Below are 16489 nucleotides of genomic sequence, written 5' to 3' on the forward strand. Positions count from 1 at the left end.
CGCCACCGCCGAGCTCCCCGGCGGGCACATGTACCTCGCCGAGGACCCGCATCCGCTGCTGCGGTTGATCGCCCGGACCGTCCACGAAGGACGGTTGACGTGCTAGGCCCGCCCGGGTGGGGGCTGGCCGGACCCGGGGCGAGCGGCACGGCGACCGTCACCGTGCCCTTGGCGCAGCCGTCCGGTGACCGGACGGGCTGGCTGGGTGCCCTCGCCGTCACGCTCGGGCGGTACTCGGGCCGGGACTCCGTCGTGCTCGGCACCGACGACGGCCCGGTGCTGGTTGATCTCACCGGCACGATGGCGCAGTTGCGGCCGGTCCCGGCGGACCAGCCGGTCACCGCCGGGCTGTCGTCCGGGGACAAGGGATCCCGGTTCCCGTTGACCGTCTTCGTCCGCGAAGACCACCTGCTCGTCGAATACCGGCGCAGCCACTTCGCGCACGAGATCGTCGAGCAGTTCACACGCCACCTCGTCCACGTGCACCGGCAGGCTCCGGCCGGCCCGGTTGCGGCGATCGACCTCCTGGACGCCGCCGAGCGGACCCGGATCGCCGCACTGGGCCGGTCACCGGAACCACTGGTGACTTCCCGCGGCTGCCTGCACGAGGCGTTCGGGCGGGTCGCCGCCCGGACCCCGGACGCGGTCGCCGTCTCGGACGGGGACACCACTTTGACCTACGGGACGCTGGACGTGCTGTCGGCCAGGCTGGCGGGCGGGCTGTGGGCCGCCGGGGTGCGCGCGGGTGACCGGGTGGGCCTGTGTCTCGACCGGTCCGCGGACTTCGTCGTGGCCGTGCTCGGGGTGCTCAAGGCCGGAGCGACGTACGTGCCCGTCGATCCGGCGCACCCGGCCGAACGGCTGGCGCGGGTCCTCGACGGGGCCGGCGTGCGGCTCGTCGTCACCGGCCGGACCGGCCTCGCACCGCTTGTGCTGACCGTCGGGGAACTCCTGACGTCGGAACCGCGGGCGACCCGTCCCCGAAGCAGTCCGGACGACCCGGCCTACGTCATCCACACGTCGGGGTCGACCGGACGCCCCAAGGGCGTCGTCGTCCCGCACGCCAACGTGATCGCGCTGGTCGACGCCACCCGGGAGCTGTTCGGCCTCGGCGCGCACGACGTGTGGAGCTTCTTCCACTCCGGCGCGTTCGACGTGTCCGTGTACGAGATGTGGGGCTGCCTGCTCACCGGCGGCCGGCTCGCGGTGGTCCGGCACGACGTGTCCCGTGACCCGGCGCGCTTCCGCGACCTGCTGGTGGCCGAGCGGGTGACCGTCCTCAGCCAGACCCCGTCGGCTTTCGTGCAGCTGCTCATGGCCGACCACGGGCCGGTCGCCGCGAGGCTGGTCCTCTTCGCCGGGGAGCCGCTGGACGCCCGGGTCCTGATGCCGTGGTTCGACCGGCACCCGAAGTGCCGGATGGTGAACCTGTACGGCATCACGGAGACCACCGTGCACGCCTCCCAGCTGATGGTCACGCGCGAGCTGGCCGAGGCCGGGACCCGGTGCGTCGGCACGGCCCTGCCGGGCTGGCACTTCTACGTTCTCGACGAAGCGGGCCGCCTGCTGCCGCCCGGGGTCGTCGGCGAGATCCACGTGGGCGGCGCGGGCGTCGCCGCCGGCTACCTCGGCCAGGAAGAACTGACCTCGCAACGGTTCCTGCCCGACCCGTACACCGGCGGGGTGATGTACCGCAGCGGCGACCTCGGGCGGCTGCGCCCCGACGGCTCGCTCGACCACCTGGGCCGCGCGGACCACCAGGTCAAGATCCGCGGCTTCCGGGTCGAACTCGGCGAAATCCGCGCGGCCCTGCTGGAGGAACCCCGCGTACGCGCGGCGGCCGCGCTCGTGCGCCACGGTGACCCGGCCGATCCGGCGACGGCCCGGATCGACGCGTACGTCGTGCTGGCCGACGGCACCACCGACGGCATCAGGGACCGGGTGGCCCGGCTGCTCCCGGACTACATGGTTCCCGCCACGATCACCCCGCTGACGGAGCTACCGATCACGCCCAACGGAAAACTCGACACCGCGCGGCTCCCGGAACCCCGTTCCGGGTCGGCCCCGACCCCCGAGGACGAGAACGACCTGGTCGGCCGGCTGCGGCGGATCTGGAGCACGGTCCTCGGCGTGGCCGTCGGACCGGACGACGACTTCTTCGAGCTGGGTGGGAATTCGATGTACGCGGTCCGGCTCAGCACCGCCATGACGGAGGCCGGGATGCCGCCGATCGTCCTGGCGAACCTTTATCGGGCGCCCACGGTCCGCGCAGTCGCGGCGGGCTTGGAGAGCAGGGACTGAACGGGCCGAGTCATCCTCGTCGTTGTCGCGCAGGCCCGGCGCCGGCAGCTCGCCCTCGGGCGCGGGCGCACTGTTCGTGGGTGCCCTGGACCTGTGACGCCGGCTCGTTGAGCCGTTCGGGTGGCGGTTCGGTCGGCGGCCAAACCTCCCGGGGCTGCCGGGCGTGGTGGGGGAGACGGCCGACTCCCGGGGGAACCATGTTCAAGCGAACTCTTCTACTCGTGGCGGCGCTCGGCGCCGCCCTCGTGCCCGGCGCACAACCCGCGGTGGCGGCGGGCTGCACCTGGGCGATGACACCGCTGGCGCTGCCGGCGCCCTACACCAGCAGCGAGGTCTACGCGGCGGCCGAAGGCGGCTGGTTCGTCGGAGCGGTGCGCGGCCCCGACGCGTATTCGCAGGTGCGGTGGCACGGCGGTCAGGTCGTGTCGTCGTTCCGCCTGGTCGAAGTGCGCGACATCAACTCCTCCGGAGACGTCGTGGGGGACGGGGGGACCGGTGATTGGTGGGCCGCGAAACCCGTCGTGTACCGCGGTGGCCAATACGTGAACCTGCCCATGCCGCAAGGGTTCCGGTCCGCCAAGGCCACGCACGTCAACAACGCCGGGGACGTCATCGGTGTCGCCTACGGTCAGTTCGGCGGCGACGTCCACCCGGTGCTGTGGGCCGCCGCGCGGCCGGGCACGGCCGAGGTCCTGAACCCGGATCCGCAGCACCTCTACGACACCTACCCGGTCGACGTCGACGAGCAGGGCCGCGTCCTGCTCTACACCGACGTCGGCGAGCGCTCGGGCGAGGTGTTCGTCCGCGCCACCGACGGCGGTTACCGGCAGCTGCCCCCGCTGTACCCCGGCGGCGCGGTCTACCTCGAGGCCTTCCACGGCGGCCGCATCGCCGCTTCGGTCGTCACGCCCGAGCTGACGATGGTCGCCATCGAGGCGGACCTGGCCGGGAACGTCGTGCACACGACCACCGAAGCGGCCGACACCCTGTTCCTCGACGCCGGCACGACGATGGCCGGCGTGGCCCACACCTCCGGCCCCGAGAACTACGAACTCCGCATCTGGGACAACGGCGAACCCACCGCCGACCTGGCCGGCGACGCCGACTTCAACGCGGCACCGCGGCCCGCGGGGCTCACCGACGACGGAACGCTGGCCGCGACCATCAGGTTGCCGGGCACGACGCAACCGCGGGCGGTGGCCTACCACCGCGGCTGCTGACGTCGCTTGCATGCGGCCCGGAACCGGGCGGTTCGGCCGGTTCAGTGGCCAGGGTGGGGTCGGTGGTCAGGCGTCGGCGAGCTCGCGGCACACCTCGGCGATGTCGGTCAGCCGAGCCCGCGCCCACACCTCGGCGTCGCGGACGAACCGGTGTCAACACCGGCATGTGGGAGTTGCCCGCCTTCGTGTTCGTCATCGAATTCAGCGGTCGGTCGATGCCACCAGACCCGGTGACACCCCCCGAGATCATGGGTTCGCCTGGGGCGCAAGTCATGCCGAGCCTGGCGACCACAGCTCCTTGACCAGAAACTACCAAGACGGTAACGGGGCGCGGTGTTCCGGTGGTCAGTGGTGAAGGTGGTCGGACAACCGCCGGATCACCTCCCTTCGTCCGGTCGGAGGGGGAGCCGGGGAGGGCTCTTCACCGGTCGCGGAATCGCTCGAGTTGCCGGCCTGGTTCGGGATTTTGCTGGCAGTGACTTCTCTGGCTCCCTGACTACTGTTTTCGCTGGTCAGTGCGGGGACTTGAGGTGGGGAAGAGCTGGGGAGGACATGGGGATCCGGGGAGTTCTCCCCGATCGCCTCCCCGGCTTCTTCGGTGGTGTTTCGACGGGTGAGTGCGGCGGTCACATCGGCGGCGCGCACGGTCATGATGCCGTGGGACTTGCGGGCGGTGACGCCGTGGTCGGCGAGCATCGCGGCCAGCGCGGCGAAGCTCCACCCGCCGTAGTGCTCCGGGTTGTGCTCCCCCAGCCGCGTCAGCACCTGTTGCATGCGCATCCGGGCATCCCCGCCGATGACCTTGGCGAGATCGGTCAGCTCGTCCACCTCTGCCGGTCCGCCCGTCTCAAGTTGCGGGCGTGCGCTGGTTTTGACGGCCCGGCCCGCCTCCTCGATCACCGCCAGGGCCCGGCCGATAACCGGGGTGACGTCGTCGGCTCCGTCCTCGAACGGGACGTAGAACGTGCGGACCAGCTCGAACGTCTCATCGGTGATGCCGGCTGCGACGCAGGTTCCCCGGTCGGTGTTGATCCGTAGTTCGGTCACACGGATGCCGGCCGCGTACTTGCCCGACCCGAGTAGCCCGTCGTTGGCCACCTGATCGGCGACGCTGAACGCGACGCCGCAGGACACGTTGCGTGTGATCTCCCGGGGGATTGTCCTTGGTCGGTGACTGGGTGGCAAGCAACAACGTGATGCCGTACTTGCGTCCTCGCTTGATCAACCTGACAGCCAGCTCGGCTTCCGTGAAATGGAGAGGGTCCCGCCCGATCGGAAGGGCGGGACCCTTGCTCGTTATCTCCCTCCTCGCGCGCGAGGAGGGAGATTTAGGGAGAGACCTGCTTGACAATCATGCTGGCTGCGTCGACTTCGGTCGGGATGACACCGAGCTGTTGCATCAGACGCGGCACGCGCTGAAGACGTCTCGCGTCGAGAGTCGATGTGAACCGCGGCGCAACCATCAGACTCGCGTCCTCAGGCTCCACCTTCGCGTACTTGACAACCAGCGGCTCCCAGGTCGCGCGGGAGGCGTTGACGTCGCGAGTCGCCTTCAACATGGCGCGCTGGAACGCCGCCATCGTGTTGGGGTACTTCTCGGTCCACTCCCTCTGGGCGGAGTAGCCGAGAACCGGGAAGTCCTCCGTGCTCGTGCTCGGGTGTGCCACATCGATGAACGCTGTGGCGCCGACTGTCCGAGCGGTCTTTTGAGCGAACGGCTCCGGCTGGTAGGCCGCATCCGCCTGACCGTCCCTGAGCGCCGCCGCCATGTTCGGCAGGGGCAAGAAGACCCAGGTGACCTTGCTGTAGTCGAGCCCGTGGTCCCTCATCACGGCGCGGGTCAGGATGTCGGAGGTCGAATTCTTCGACGTGATGGCGATCCTCTTGCCCGGCAGGTCGGTGACCGCCTTCACCGGCGAGTTCGGGACCGTGAACAGCTGGTTGCTCTTGGGGCTCGCCGCCGTGCCATCGGCCACGAACCGCAGATCCACCGCCCCGCTCTGCTGGGCAACGAACGCCACCGGGTACGTGATTCCCCCGAGGTCGGCGTCCCCGGACTTCACCTTGGCCAGAACCGTAGGGCCGTCGTTCCCGACGACCGTCTGAACGTCGAGGCCCTCGGCCTTGAAGTAGCCGCCGTCCTGCGCCAGCCAGACCGGCGCGGCATCCACGGACGGCTGGATAGCAATTTTGAGGGAGGTCTTCTCCAGCCCGCCCGCGCCGGGCTTGTCCGGCTCATCGCTCGAACCCCCCAGGGCGGAGCATCCGGTGAGGCCAACGACCGCCGAGGAAGCTATGCAGCACAGCATTTTCCAACGTCTGACAGCCATGTTTCTGCCTTCTCTTGTGGTGGGGATGGGGTGCGCGCAGACCCCGGGTGCTGTCGCTCATCCCCGGGGTCTGCGCCTATGGCGCTCACGTTCGCGACAGAGCTAGAGCGCCAGCTTTCGAGGGACCTAGCGATGGTCCCGGTACGCCTCCAAGGAGGCAATCGCCTGGCGCTTGCGCTCGGGGTCGGGGAGCACGCCGGCTTTCCATGCGATCGTCACACGCTTGTGCGCGATGCGCTCGAACATCGCGTCCTTGGCTGCCTCCTCGAACAGCGCCTCGAACGTTTCGGGACCCTCTTCGGTCCACTCCCAGCCGAAGACCGCGATGTCGCCGTCATTGACGCGGAGAGCGAGGTGCGCGAAGTCGGGCACCAGGACGGCGGACAGGACATCCTCGGGTTCGTCGTCAGCCACAGGTCGGCTCCTCTGTGCTTCGGTGGCCCGGCCCCGCCCCCCGAGGGATGCGGGGAGGCGGGAGGCGGAGCCGGGGGCTGGGGCCTGTCCCGGCCCCGGGGGCTGGGTGTGCCGGGCCGGGACAGGCATGGAGGTGCGGCGAGGCGCGGAGCGGGATTGGAGCGCGCGCTCAGCCGCACCGAGGCGACGGGTCGGACGGAGCAACGGGGGCGAACACCTGGACTGCGGCGGTCGGGACGGCATGGTGCTCGTCAGCGGTCGTCACGACGAACGGCGGCCGGTCCTCCGAGGAGTCGGCCTTCACGGCTTCGAACGCCGTTTCCAGCGCCGCGAACACGATGTCCAGCGCGGACTTCCCTCGTGTGGGATTGACGCGTTGGTCGTCGATCGCCGCCTTGAACTGCATCAGGCCGACGAGCGCGCCGAACGCCGTGAACAGGTGCAGCGCCAGCTCGCCAACCGTGACCGGCACGACGAGTAGTACTACGACCACCTCCGCCACGGCTAGGAACACGGCTTCGGGCACGGGATGGGGAGGTAGCGCGGGTGGCCCGCCAACGCTGCCGGCCCGCAGTGGCCGGAGGCGGCCAGCCGATCGTGGTCGTAGCTACCGTGATCGCGTGCGGCAGACATCGGAGAATCCGGGCGGCCAGGGAAGACCGGTGCCTTCGAGTTCGCTCACAGCAGCACCGACCGGCTTGCCTGGTACCGGCTGATTGTGCTGCGCGGACCTTCCGGCGCCGGCAAGAGCACCATCGCGGCCGCGGCCCGCGCCCAGGACGCCCGGCGAGCAGATCATCACCGCGACGTCGACCGCGACGGAGACGGAGACGGAGACGGAGACGGAGACGGGTGCATTGCATCGTGACGCTGTTCGCCGGCCCGGCCAGGGACCTGGCGAAGAACCCCAGCTGACCCGTCGACCGAACGCGGGCTGGGCCCGGGCGTCGCGAACGTTCACATGGACCTGAGCCGATGCCGCCCGGTGATCCCGGCCGCGACTGATTGGCGCGTTAGTGGTCGCGCTCGACTGAGTCCGGAAACAAGGACGAAATCCTAGAGAATATTCCTTGGGAGGGGTCCCCGATCAATCGAGATAATATTGGCTGTTTCGGCAAAAAAATGCAGTCGTTAAGATTCATCCAAATGCACCTATATCCCGTTGCCTGAAGCTGTGACACTCGAAGTTGAACTTGCAAGTTCAACGGCTACTGCGTCAATCTCTGCGCCCTCTGTCGAGGGGCGCTTCGCCAATGAAAGGAGTCTCATGAACAAGGCTCTAGCGGCGATTGCCGGCCTGGCCTCAGCTGCTGGCATCATGCTGGTTGGGTCCACTGCCGAGGCTGCACCCAGCACGCCTGCCACCAGTGCTCCCAGCGCCGTCGCGGAAGGCACCCGTTGGATTGCCAATTACCCGTACGAGTGGCAATGCGACTATTATGGATCCGCGTACATCGACCAGTGGTGGCCCGCATATACCAGCTATGACTGCACGCCCCGGAACGGCAGGTGGGACCTTTGGGTAAACAACTAGCCTGAGCATCACTGGCCCATAGTGCCGCCCCGTTGCTCGGTCCGCTTCGGCCCGACCAATCGGGTTGAGGCGCGCAGCCGGCCGGGATGTTCGACCCGCCGCGATCGCCAACCGGTTCTCGCTCGTACCGGCTGGCGATCGCGAGCGGCCGATCACCGCGACCTACGAGGTCAGCGATGGAGATAGCGCTGACGTTCTCGCCACGCCGCGTAGCCGTCCAGCTCGGCGGCGAGCTGGACGCCGAATTCGCTGCGCAGCCGGGCCAGCGCGGCCGGGTCGCCGTGGCCGGAGGCGCCCAGCAGCGTCGGCAGGGGATAGGTGAGCAGCTGGCCGGACCAGCCGCAGTAGACCGCGATCGTGTCGAGGGTGAAGGTGTCGTGCCGGTCGGGCGCAAAAACTTCGACCGGCTGCGCCGGGTGTGGCGCAAGGTGCTGACAGTGGCCTGGGCGACGCCGATCCTGGCCAGCGTGGCGTGGATCGTGGCGCACGCAGCTGGCGACGTCGACGGCACATCGGCGACCGTCGCCTTCGGCGAGCGCGTCACCGCCATCACCCAACCCGGGGTTCCCCCGGCCGTGGTGCAGGAGTTCGACGCGCCCGACGGCCACCACGAGTTCGTCCCGGCCATGCGTGCGCTCGACGGCGCGCTGCGGCTCACGGCCGGCCAGGGCGCCCAGCTGGTGTTCGTCGTCAGCGACGGGCGCTACGGCTTCCACATCGAGCGGCAGGCCGCCGACATCGTCGACCGGTTCACCCGCCACGGCGTCCGCGTCCTGTGGCTGGATCTGGCCTCCGAACACGCCACCACGATCGTCCCAACCGGCGCGATCCCGATTCGGATCGCCGACATCGACGAGGTTCCGCGCCAGGTCGAGCACGCGCTCGTCGACGTCTTGCGCCAGGCCTGACCTCGCGGCAGGGGAGCGGGCGCGCTCCCACGGTGAGCCCGGCTGGTGACCGACAACCAGCGCAGCGGCCGGGCCCGGGGGCAGTCAGGAAGGGCGCAAGGCGCCGCTGACGCGGAAACCCTTGCCCACCCCGGGCCCGGTCGCTGCGCGTTCGCCCGTCACCGCCCATCACCGATCGGAGCGCGCCCATGCCCGACCTCGTCAACGGCTTCGCCGGCGACCACCTGTTCCTCAGCAACTTCTACGAGCACCCGCTGACCTGGGACGGCGACGCCTACCCGAGCGGCGAGGCCGCCTACAACGCCGGCAAGACCCTTGACCCGCAGCGGCGCGCCTGGATCGCCGCTGCGGCGTCTCCGGGGGAAGCGAAGCGCCGCGGCCGCCGGGTCGAGCTGCGTCCCGGCTGGGACGACTTACACCGCTACCTGGTCATGCAGCAGGTGCTCGAGGCGAAGTTCGCCGACCCGGTGCTGGCTGAGCGGCTGCTGGCCACCGGCACCGCCTGCCTGATCGAACGCCACACCTGGCACGACCAGACTTGTGCACGGTTGGTCAGTGACTGGTTAGCTAACCACGGATCCGGGTCAGAACCTTGTGGCGGATTCATCATACGTCTAACCTTCGAGTGAACCGTGTGCGCGGGCATGATGACGGCTCTCATCCGTGACTATGCGCTGTAAGGGGATCGCCGATGCTCGACCCTCCGCCACTCACCTGAGGCATGCGCCTGCCGGGCCACGAACTCGACCGAACTCGGCGGCCAACCCGCACCTTCCGCGGTTCATGTGGCGGACGTGCGGCCGGCGTTGAAGTCATCCGCGAGGAACGCGCGGCGCCCGATCGCTCGCCACCGTTCCACGCCGACAAGTGGCCACCTCCATGGATTTCAGGGGCAGCGGTGACCGCGCCAACTGACGACAGCGAGGAATGTGTGAACCCACTGAAGCGGCGCCCGGTCGGCCCTCACCGAGGGCGGACCCGTGGCAGAACGACATTGGCGGCACTGAGCGCGCTCGGCTCGGTCGTGCTCACCCTGTCCTTACCCAGCAACGCCATCGCGGCCGCATCCGTCCAGGTGGCCCCCTTGGCGCCCGCCGATTCGCCCGCCACGATCATCATGAAGGCCGCGGACATCGTGCCGTCACCGCGCCAACTGGCTGGCAGCGGCTCGAGCAGTACAACTTCATCCAGTTCGGCATCAACACCTTCACCGGCAGGGAGTGGTGCACCGGCACCGAGAACCCGAACTCCTTCCAACCCACCGGCTTGAACACCGACCAGTGGGCGGTCGCGATGAAGGACGCCGGGTTCAAGGGGGCGATCCTCACCGCCAAGCACCACGACGGCTTCCTGCTGTTCCCGTCGAACTACTCCAGGTTCGGCGTGACCTCCTCCTCGTGGGCCGGCGGCCGCGGCGATGTGCTCGAGAGCTTCACGGACTCGATGCACAAGTACGGGCTGAAGGTCGGCTTCTACGTCTCACCGGCCGACATGCGCGAGAACCAGCCCGGCGGGAAGTTCGCGAACGGCAGCCCCTCCAGGCCAGTGAACATCCCGTCGCACCCCGCGGATGTCGTCGACGGGGTGACGTTCCAGTTCAACTCCGACGACTACAACACGTACTTCGAGAACACGCTCTACGAGCTGCTCACCCGCTACGGCCCAGTGACCGAGATCTGGCTGGACGGTGCCAACCCCACCGGCCGCAACCAGCCCTACAACTTCGCAGACTGGACCGCCATGGCCCGCAAGCTGCAGCCCACGGCGGTCCTCGAAGGCGACGGCGGGCCGGACGTGCGCCGGATCGGCAACGAAGACGGCTACGCACGTACGTCGGAGTGGTCGGTCGTGCCGACCAACGGCAACATCGCCAACGCCGCCGACACCGCACTGCCCGTGCCCGGCTTCAACACCGCCCCCGACGTTGCGAGCGACGCGGTGCTGTCCCGGCGGAACTCGAACGGGACCAGCGCATGGAACGTGCTGCGATGGTCCCCCGGCGAGTGCAACGGCACCTTGTCGGCGCGCCACAACTGGTTCTGGCAACCCGGTGACAGCTGGCGACCCCTGCCCGAACTGCTGAACATCCACTACGGGTCGGTGGGGCGCAACTGCAACTTCCTGCTGAACATCTCCCCGAACCGGCAGGGACTGCTGGACCGCCTGGCCGCCCCGGTCTCCACGAGCCGGCTACGGCTGCGGATCACCGGCTCCCGAGCGGTACCGGCCATCGCCGAGTTCGGCCTCCACCTCCGGCCCGGCAGCGTCGGTGGCGGCACCACCTCCACGATCGTCGGCGGCCAGTCAGGTCGCTGCATCGACCGCGGGGCGGCGGCCAACGGCACCCAGGCGCAGCTGTGGGACTGCACCGGTGGCACCAACCTGCGCTGGACGTACACCGCGAACAAGCAGCTCACCGTCGGCGGCAAGTGTCTCGACGCCTACGCCTGGGGCACCACCAACGGCACCGCGGTGGTGACCTGGGACTGCAACGGCGGCACCAACCAGCAGTGGAGCCTGCGCAGCCGACCAGCGAGTTCCATCCCCACGGTCGCTCCACACACTCCTGAGTGACACCGTACGAGAGGAATCGATGAGCGTGAGCACAAGGATCAGTCGCCTCATGGCCGCCGCGGGATTACCGCTGCTCCTGGCCCTCAGTACCGCCAGCTATGTCGTCGCCGACGCGCCGAAAGCCTGGGCCGCCACAGTGGGCCCGTGCGACATCTACGCCTCCGGCGGCACGCCGTGCGTCGCCGCGCACAGCACCACCCGGGCGCTGTCCGGCGCCTACAACGGTCCGCTGTACCAGGTCCGCCGCTCGTCGGACAACACCACCAAGGACATCGGCGTGCTGAGCGAGGGCGGGGTAGCCGACGCGGCCGCGCAGGACGCGTTCTGCGCCAGCACGAACTGCGTCATCACCGTCATCTACGACCAGTCCGGCCGGAACAACCGCCTCACCCAGGCCATGGGTGGCGGCGTGCCGGGCCCCGGCCCTGGCGGGTCGGACAACCTCGCAGACGCGAAGGCGGCGCCGATCAGCATCGGCGGTCAGAAGGCGTACGGCGTCTACATCGCGCCCGGCACCGGCTACCGCAACAACAACACCAACGGCATCGCGAAGGGCGACCAGCCGGAGGGCATCTATGCCGTCCTCGACGGTACGCACTACAACGACGGGTGCTGCTTCGACTACGGCAACGCGCAGACGAACGCCATGGCCGACGACATCGGCATCATGGAGACCATCTACTTCGGCAACAACAGGGTGTGGGGCTACGGGGACGGCAGCGGCCCATGGATCATGGCCGACATGGAGTGGGGACTGTTCACCGGGGTGAACGCGCGGTACAACCCCATGCCCCCCATCAGCCACCGCTTCCTGACGGCCATCGTCAAGGGCGAGCCGAACCACTGGGCGATCCGCGGCGGCAACGCGCAGTCCGGCGGGCTGACGACATTGTTCGACGGACGCCGCCCCAACGGCTACCACCCGATGAAGAAGGAAGGCGCCATCCTGCTCGGCATCGGCGGCGACAACAGCAACACCGGCCGCGGCACCTTCTACGAGGGCGTGATGACCTCCGGCTACCCGACCGCGGCGACCGAGGACGCCGTACAAGCCAACATCACAGCAGCCGCCTACGCACCGGGCGACCCGCAGCAGGGCGCCCAGATCGTGGGCGGCGCGTCCAGCCGCTGCGTCGAGGTGCCGAACGGCAGCACCACCAACGGCACCCAAGCGCAGCTCTGGGACTGCGGTAGCGCCAGCCAGCAGCGCTGGACGCACACCGCCGGGAGACAACTCCAGGTCTACGGCAACAAGTGCCTCGACGCCTCCGGCCGAGGCACCAGCAACGGCACCCAAGTCGTCATCTGGGACTGCCACGGCCAGAACAACCAACAGTGGAACGTCAACGCCAACGGCACCATCACCAGCGTCCAGTCCGGGCTGTGCCTCGACGCCAACGGCGCCGGCTCCGCCAACGGCACGAAGCTGATCCTCTGGGCCTGCCACGGCGGCAGCAACCAGCAGTGGAAACTCCGCAGCTGATCGTCGGAGAACGTCCGGTCGGGCGTGCCGCCGTCGTGGTCTTGCGGCGGCACGCCCGGCCCTCTCCGGCACTTCATCGACCCATCACCGCGGCACCAGGCCGGGCACGCGTGAATGGAGATGGATGGACGCAGGAAGAAGAACAGGCGGCATCATGCTTGCCGCGGCGACCTCACTCGCGCTCGTCGCGAGCACCGGATTCGTCCTGCTCTCGGGCGCGCCGAGCGCCCAGGCCGCCACCACCGGGCCCTGCGACATCTGCGCCTCGGGTGGCACACCCTGAGTGGCGGCGCACAGCACCACGCGAGCGCTGCCTTGAGGCGTGCGCGATCACTTGACGAGCACGCCGACGGTGGTGGGAGACGAGCGCACGAGGACCGCCCAGCCCGCCGCGGAGACGATCGCCTGTATCAGCACCGGACCCCAGCCCAGTGCTTCTGACCCGGATCCACGGATAGTGGGGTCATGATCGGAACGCATCGCTGGTAGTCGATGGGTGATGTGGTGTTTCGGTCGGTGGGCATGCCGGTAACCCAGGTGGCGCCGGGTCGCTGGTCTCCGTGGGCTGGGACAGGGCCGATGGGCCGAGTGGTCAGGTCCAGATGGGTAGTCGGCGTAGCCGGGCCAGCACCTGAGCTAGTAACTGTTGCCCTGGTGCACGAATCGCTGTTGACCGAGTTGAACGGTGCCGGCGCGCTGGACTGGTCGCGGGCGGTGATCGACGGCTCGCACCTGCGAGCCATGAAGGGTGGCCCAAAACCGGGCCGAGCCCGGTCGACCGTGCCCGGCCTGGCTCGAAGCATCATCTGATCACCGAAGCGCACGGCATCCCGTTGGCGGTGTCGCTGACCGGCGGCAACCGCAACGACGTCACCCAGTTGATGCCCTTGATCCAGGCCGTCCCCGCGGTGCGGGGCCGTCGCGGTCGTCCGCGCCGACGACCCGACGCCCTCTACGCCGATCGCGGCTACGGCCACGACAAGTACCGCAAGCAGGTGCGAGAGGTCGGGACCGCGCGAGCTTGCTCCGCGAGGTGGCCTGGGCTGACGCTTGGCCAGGACCACTCGTGGGGCGGTGGTTCACACACTCGATATTCTTTCACAGCACCGAATTGACCGGGTTCGCCGGGCACTCGACGCCGCTGGCACGCCGCATGAGTTGCACTCGCCTGGTTACTGACCGCCAGAGCCCGTGTAATTTTCCCGAGTGCGTTCCGGATCAAGATGGCAGGTGTTCTACACGGCTCGGGATCTGCCTGCCGTTGACAAGCCGATGGGGTTTCTGGCCGGGTTGCCATCCGACCTGTCTGGCTGTCTGGACGCGGAGGACGTTCCGGACGGAACTCCATACCTCCTGTCGCCGACATTCCAGTACGACGTCACGCTGAACTCGTACTTTCTGTCCCACCAGGTTGTCGGGGCACCGGAGAACACCAGCGTGAACCAAGCTGGAGCCTTGAAACGGTTTCTCGACTTCCTGTGGGGAGCGAGGTCTGGCCGCTCGTGGCGCGATGCCACCCAAGCTGATCACTTGGCCTTTCACCAGTGGCGCCGCCGGGACGAAAACGGGCCACGGGTGGCCGCCACGACTTGAAGCCAAGAGGTCTCTCACGTCAACCAGTTCTATGCGTGGGCTGTGAAGGCCGGACACGTCCACGCGAACCCGATTCCACAACGACGGCGCCGATCAGCACCACCCGGCGCGGTTCAGTGGCGAGGTTCCTCATCGGACACGGTCCCGGCGACCTACGCCTACGACGAGAACGGCCGGCGCATGGAGTGGCTGCCGCCGGTGTCCTACCGCAGGTGGCGCGATGTCGGGCTCCGCGGTTACGGCAGGAACGGGGTGCCGGACACCCGATTTCGGGGCCGGTGGGCGTCACGAAACGCGACCTACGCGGATCTGATGGTCCGCACCGGGATGTGACTGACCGAGCAGTCGAGCCTGACGGTGCTGGAGATCCCTGCTCCGCGCGGGCTGGGCGGCTACCAGCGGTTCTGGCTGCCGGGAACGATCGCGAAGTACTTCTCGGCACGGCTCTGGTTCCGGACGGCTGGGAGGACCCGCGGGACATTCCGTTGTCCCAACTCGACGACGCTCACATCGCCGACCGGTGACTACGAGCCGCTCGACGGCCAGCTTGACGTCGATGAGGGTCCGCCCGATGACCAGGTCGGGGACCGCGTAGCCGGAGGCGAGCTCGGGCGCCACGATCACCTTCTCGCCTCGCTCCTGGAACCGCCGGCGGCCGTGGGCGAGGTAGGTGTTCCAGCAGTGCTCGAGCGCGGCGAGCAGCATCTGCGGGGGACCGGCGTTCTCGTCGGCGAAGTCGATGATCGCGCTGGTGAACAGCGCTCGCCGCTGCTCCACGTCCTGGTCGCGGATCAGCCGGTGGTGCATGACCTTGCGGAGCGAGGCCAGGTCCAGGCAGGTGGTGAACACCGCGCGGCGCGCGTTGTCGAGCGCGCTGGGGTGGTCGGCGCGTTTCCAGTGCCGCAGCAGCGGGTCCGCAGCAGCGTCGGCGGGTGGCCCGGCGATGGGGTGGTGCTGGTAGCCGGCCGCGGTCAGCAGCGCTTCGTAGCGGTCGGCGAGCAGGAAGGACAGCTCGCGTTCGCTGCAGTTCGCCACCGGCACATTCGAGCGGCTGCGTGCGGTGGTTCCTTCGGAGGCAGCGGAGGTTCTGCTTCCTGGCGCTGAACGTCCGGTCACAGCTTTGCGCAAGGTGCAAGACGGGTTCTACCTCGCTCGGCAGTTCGGCGCGGACGAGATCGATGTTGTGAACAACGGTTTCGGGACGAACGAGGCGCACCCGCATCGGCGTGACGAACGCACTCTTGGCGCATCACGACGGCGACGTGCCCCATGACATCGGATTCCTGGGATACCTGTACCTCTTGGACTTGATGACCCAGCCGGAGATGCTGAGGTGCGCGCTATACCGCGGAGACAGATCTGATGCAGCCGAACCGGCCGCTGCATCCTGCAGTTGACCGGCAGCCTTTCCGCGTCTGCGGGTACCGAAACGGCTGGTCGGCGGTTCGCTCGCGGAAGTGCCGGCCGACGGGGTGCCGCCGTTCCGGCCGTCGGCCGAACTCTTGCTGGTGACTCTGGCCGTGACCGCCGGATCGCGAGTGATCGCGGTAGCGCTGTCCGGGCAGAGTGACAACGCGACGGCCGGTGCTGCGGCGCCGCCGAGCGACCGCTGGATCCTGATGAGTCCACTTTCACCACATCCGCTGCAGACCTGCGTAGTTGCGTAAGACGGCCGGGAGCCCGACCGATCGGGGCCTGGCCGGGCGTGCGCATTTCTCGTCCACAACGCTGTCCGACGCGGCCGGCGGCGCATGCGTCGTTGGCATGAGGTCAACTGAAGAATTCGGCGATTCGCGCTCCGGCCTCGGCTCGGCCGGCGAGTGCGAAGCTCTTGGTGCGCGCGGCCGGCAACTACGCGGGCTGGGGCAACGTGGTCAGGTTCAAGGCGTGCACGGCCGCACGAATCGGCGAGGTCTCCGGGGTACAAACGCGGCGAACCGGACGTTCTGCGGCGGAACGGGCGCGCGGCATGGCGAGACGTCGCCCTCTTTCCGGCACCTGCCGCACCGCGCTGCGCAGACGGGGTAGCACCACCCGTGAGAAATTCACGGTCCAAGTTGGGGGCACAGGAGAAGATGACCGTTACGTGAGCACGTTCGTACGCTGCGAGCAGGGTAGGGAAATCTCGACGC

15 protein-coding genes and 1 pseudogene (1 of these 16 cut by a window edge) are annotated in these 16489 nt (G+C 68.7%); 10 read left to right on the forward strand and 6 right to left on the reverse strand.

Annotation, left to right across the window (positions count from 1 at the left end; genetic code table 11):
- From ACLJQE_RS33850 to ACLJQE_RS33860, 3 genes are all read left to right on the forward strand, one after another.
- Nucleotides 1-106: the 3' portion of a thioesterase II family protein gene (locus ACLJQE_RS33850; protein WP_410643608.1), read on the forward strand. The gene continues 578 nt to the left of window position 1, outside the view; 106 of the gene's 684 nt are visible here — the last part of the coding sequence; the start codon falls outside the window, past its left edge; it ends in the stop codon at nt 104-106.
- Nucleotides 100-2301: a non-ribosomal peptide synthetase gene (locus tag ACLJQE_RS33855; protein WP_410643609.1), complete on the forward strand. Its 2202-nt coding sequence runs from the start codon at nt 100-102 to the stop codon at nt 2299-2301. The genes ACLJQE_RS33850 and ACLJQE_RS33855 overlap by 7 nt, the downstream gene beginning before the upstream one ends.
- A gap of 221 nt (nt 2302-2522) precedes the next feature.
- Complete coding sequence (locus ACLJQE_RS33860; protein WP_410643610.1) at nt 2523-3521, forward strand: hypothetical protein; 999 nt, start codon at nt 2523-2525, stop codon at nt 3519-3521.
- A 345-nt stretch (nt 3522-3866) separates the two neighbouring features.
- Here ACLJQE_RS33860 and ACLJQE_RS33865 read toward each other — a convergent pair whose 3' ends face one another.
- The 4 genes from ACLJQE_RS33865 to ACLJQE_RS33880 all read right to left on the reverse strand — a co-directional run bounded on the left by ACLJQE_RS33865 (nt 3867) and on the right by ACLJQE_RS33880 (nt 6791).
- Nucleotides 3867-4655 (reverse strand): hypothetical protein, encoded by a 789-nt coding sequence (locus tag ACLJQE_RS33865; RefSeq protein ID WP_410643611.1) that lies wholly within the window; start codon nt 4653-4655, stop codon nt 3867-3869.
- A 194-nt stretch (nt 4656-4849) separates the two neighbouring features.
- Nucleotides 4850-5851 (reverse strand): ABC transporter substrate-binding protein, encoded by a 1002-nt coding sequence (locus tag ACLJQE_RS33870; RefSeq protein ID WP_410643612.1) that lies wholly within the window; start codon nt 5849-5851, stop codon nt 4850-4852.
- A 126-nt stretch (nt 5852-5977) separates the two neighbouring features.
- Nucleotides 5978-6265, reverse strand: a complete 288-nt coding sequence (locus ACLJQE_RS33875) for a hypothetical protein (protein WP_410643613.1) — start codon at nt 6263-6265, stop codon at nt 5978-5980.
- A 169-nt stretch (nt 6266-6434) separates the two neighbouring features.
- On the reverse strand, nt 6435-6791 hold the full coding sequence (locus tag ACLJQE_RS33880; protein WP_410643614.1) for a hypothetical protein: 357 nt from the start codon (nt 6789-6791) through the stop codon (nt 6435-6437).
- 1184 nt (nt 6792-7975) lie between these two features.
- On the opposite strand from ACLJQE_RS33880, the gene ACLJQE_RS33885 reads away from it, so the two are divergent.
- Both ACLJQE_RS33885 and ACLJQE_RS33890 read left to right on the forward strand, forming a co-directional pair.
- Nucleotides 7976-8707, forward strand: coding sequence for a hypothetical protein (locus ACLJQE_RS33885; protein ID WP_410643615.1), 732 nt, complete (start codon nt 7976-7978; stop codon nt 8705-8707).
- Nucleotides 8708-8895: 188 nt separating this feature from the next.
- On the forward strand, nt 8896-9336 hold the full coding sequence (locus ACLJQE_RS33890) for an NADAR family protein (RefSeq protein WP_410643616.1): 441 nt from the start codon (nt 8896-8898) through the stop codon (nt 9334-9336).
- A gap of 334 nt (nt 9337-9670) precedes the next feature.
- On the opposite strand, the gene ACLJQE_RS33895 is transcribed toward ACLJQE_RS33890, so the two are convergent.
- On the reverse strand, nt 9671-9841 hold the full coding sequence (locus ACLJQE_RS33895) for a hypothetical protein (RefSeq protein WP_410643751.1): 171 nt from the start codon (nt 9839-9841) through the stop codon (nt 9671-9673).
- A 63-nt stretch (nt 9842-9904) separates the two neighbouring features.
- Between ACLJQE_RS33895 and ACLJQE_RS33900 the strand changes: the two genes are divergently transcribed.
- The 5 genes and pseudogenes from ACLJQE_RS33900 (at nt 9905) to ACLJQE_RS33920 (ending at nt 14357) form a co-directional block, all read left to right on the forward strand.
- Complete coding sequence (locus ACLJQE_RS33900; protein WP_410643744.1) at nt 9905-11281, forward strand: alpha-L-fucosidase; 1377 nt, start codon at nt 9905-9907, stop codon at nt 11279-11281.
- 19 nt (nt 11282-11300) lie between these two features.
- Nucleotides 11301-12764: an arabinofuranosidase catalytic domain-containing protein gene (locus ACLJQE_RS33905; RefSeq protein WP_410643617.1), complete on the forward strand. Its 1464-nt coding sequence runs from the start codon at nt 11301-11303 to the stop codon at nt 12762-12764.
- 124 nt (nt 12765-12888) lie between these two features.
- Nucleotides 12889-13047: a hypothetical protein gene (locus ACLJQE_RS33910; protein ID WP_410643618.1), complete on the forward strand. Its 159-nt coding sequence runs from the start codon at nt 12889-12891 to the stop codon at nt 13045-13047.
- Nucleotides 13048-13418: 371 nt separating this feature from the next.
- Nucleotides 13419-13774, forward strand: a pseudogene (locus ACLJQE_RS33915) (transposase); the annotation flags it as partial.
- Nucleotides 13775-13994: 220 nt separating this feature from the next.
- Nucleotides 13995-14357, forward strand: a complete 363-nt coding sequence (locus ACLJQE_RS33920; RefSeq protein ID WP_410643619.1) for a hypothetical protein — start codon at nt 13995-13997, stop codon at nt 14355-14357.
- Nucleotides 14358-14642: 285 nt separating this feature from the next.
- Here ACLJQE_RS33920 and ACLJQE_RS33925 read toward each other — a convergent pair whose 3' ends face one another.
- A complete protein-coding gene (locus tag ACLJQE_RS33925) occupies nt 14643-15392 on the reverse strand; it encodes a hypothetical protein (protein ID WP_410643620.1) in 750 nt (249 codons plus the stop codon).
- Nucleotides 15393-16489: the final 1097 nt, after the last annotated feature.

The organism is Amycolatopsis sp. lyj-346, from assembly GCF_046548975.1.
Lineage (GTDB): Bacteria > Actinomycetota > Actinomycetes > Mycobacteriales > Pseudonocardiaceae > Amycolatopsis.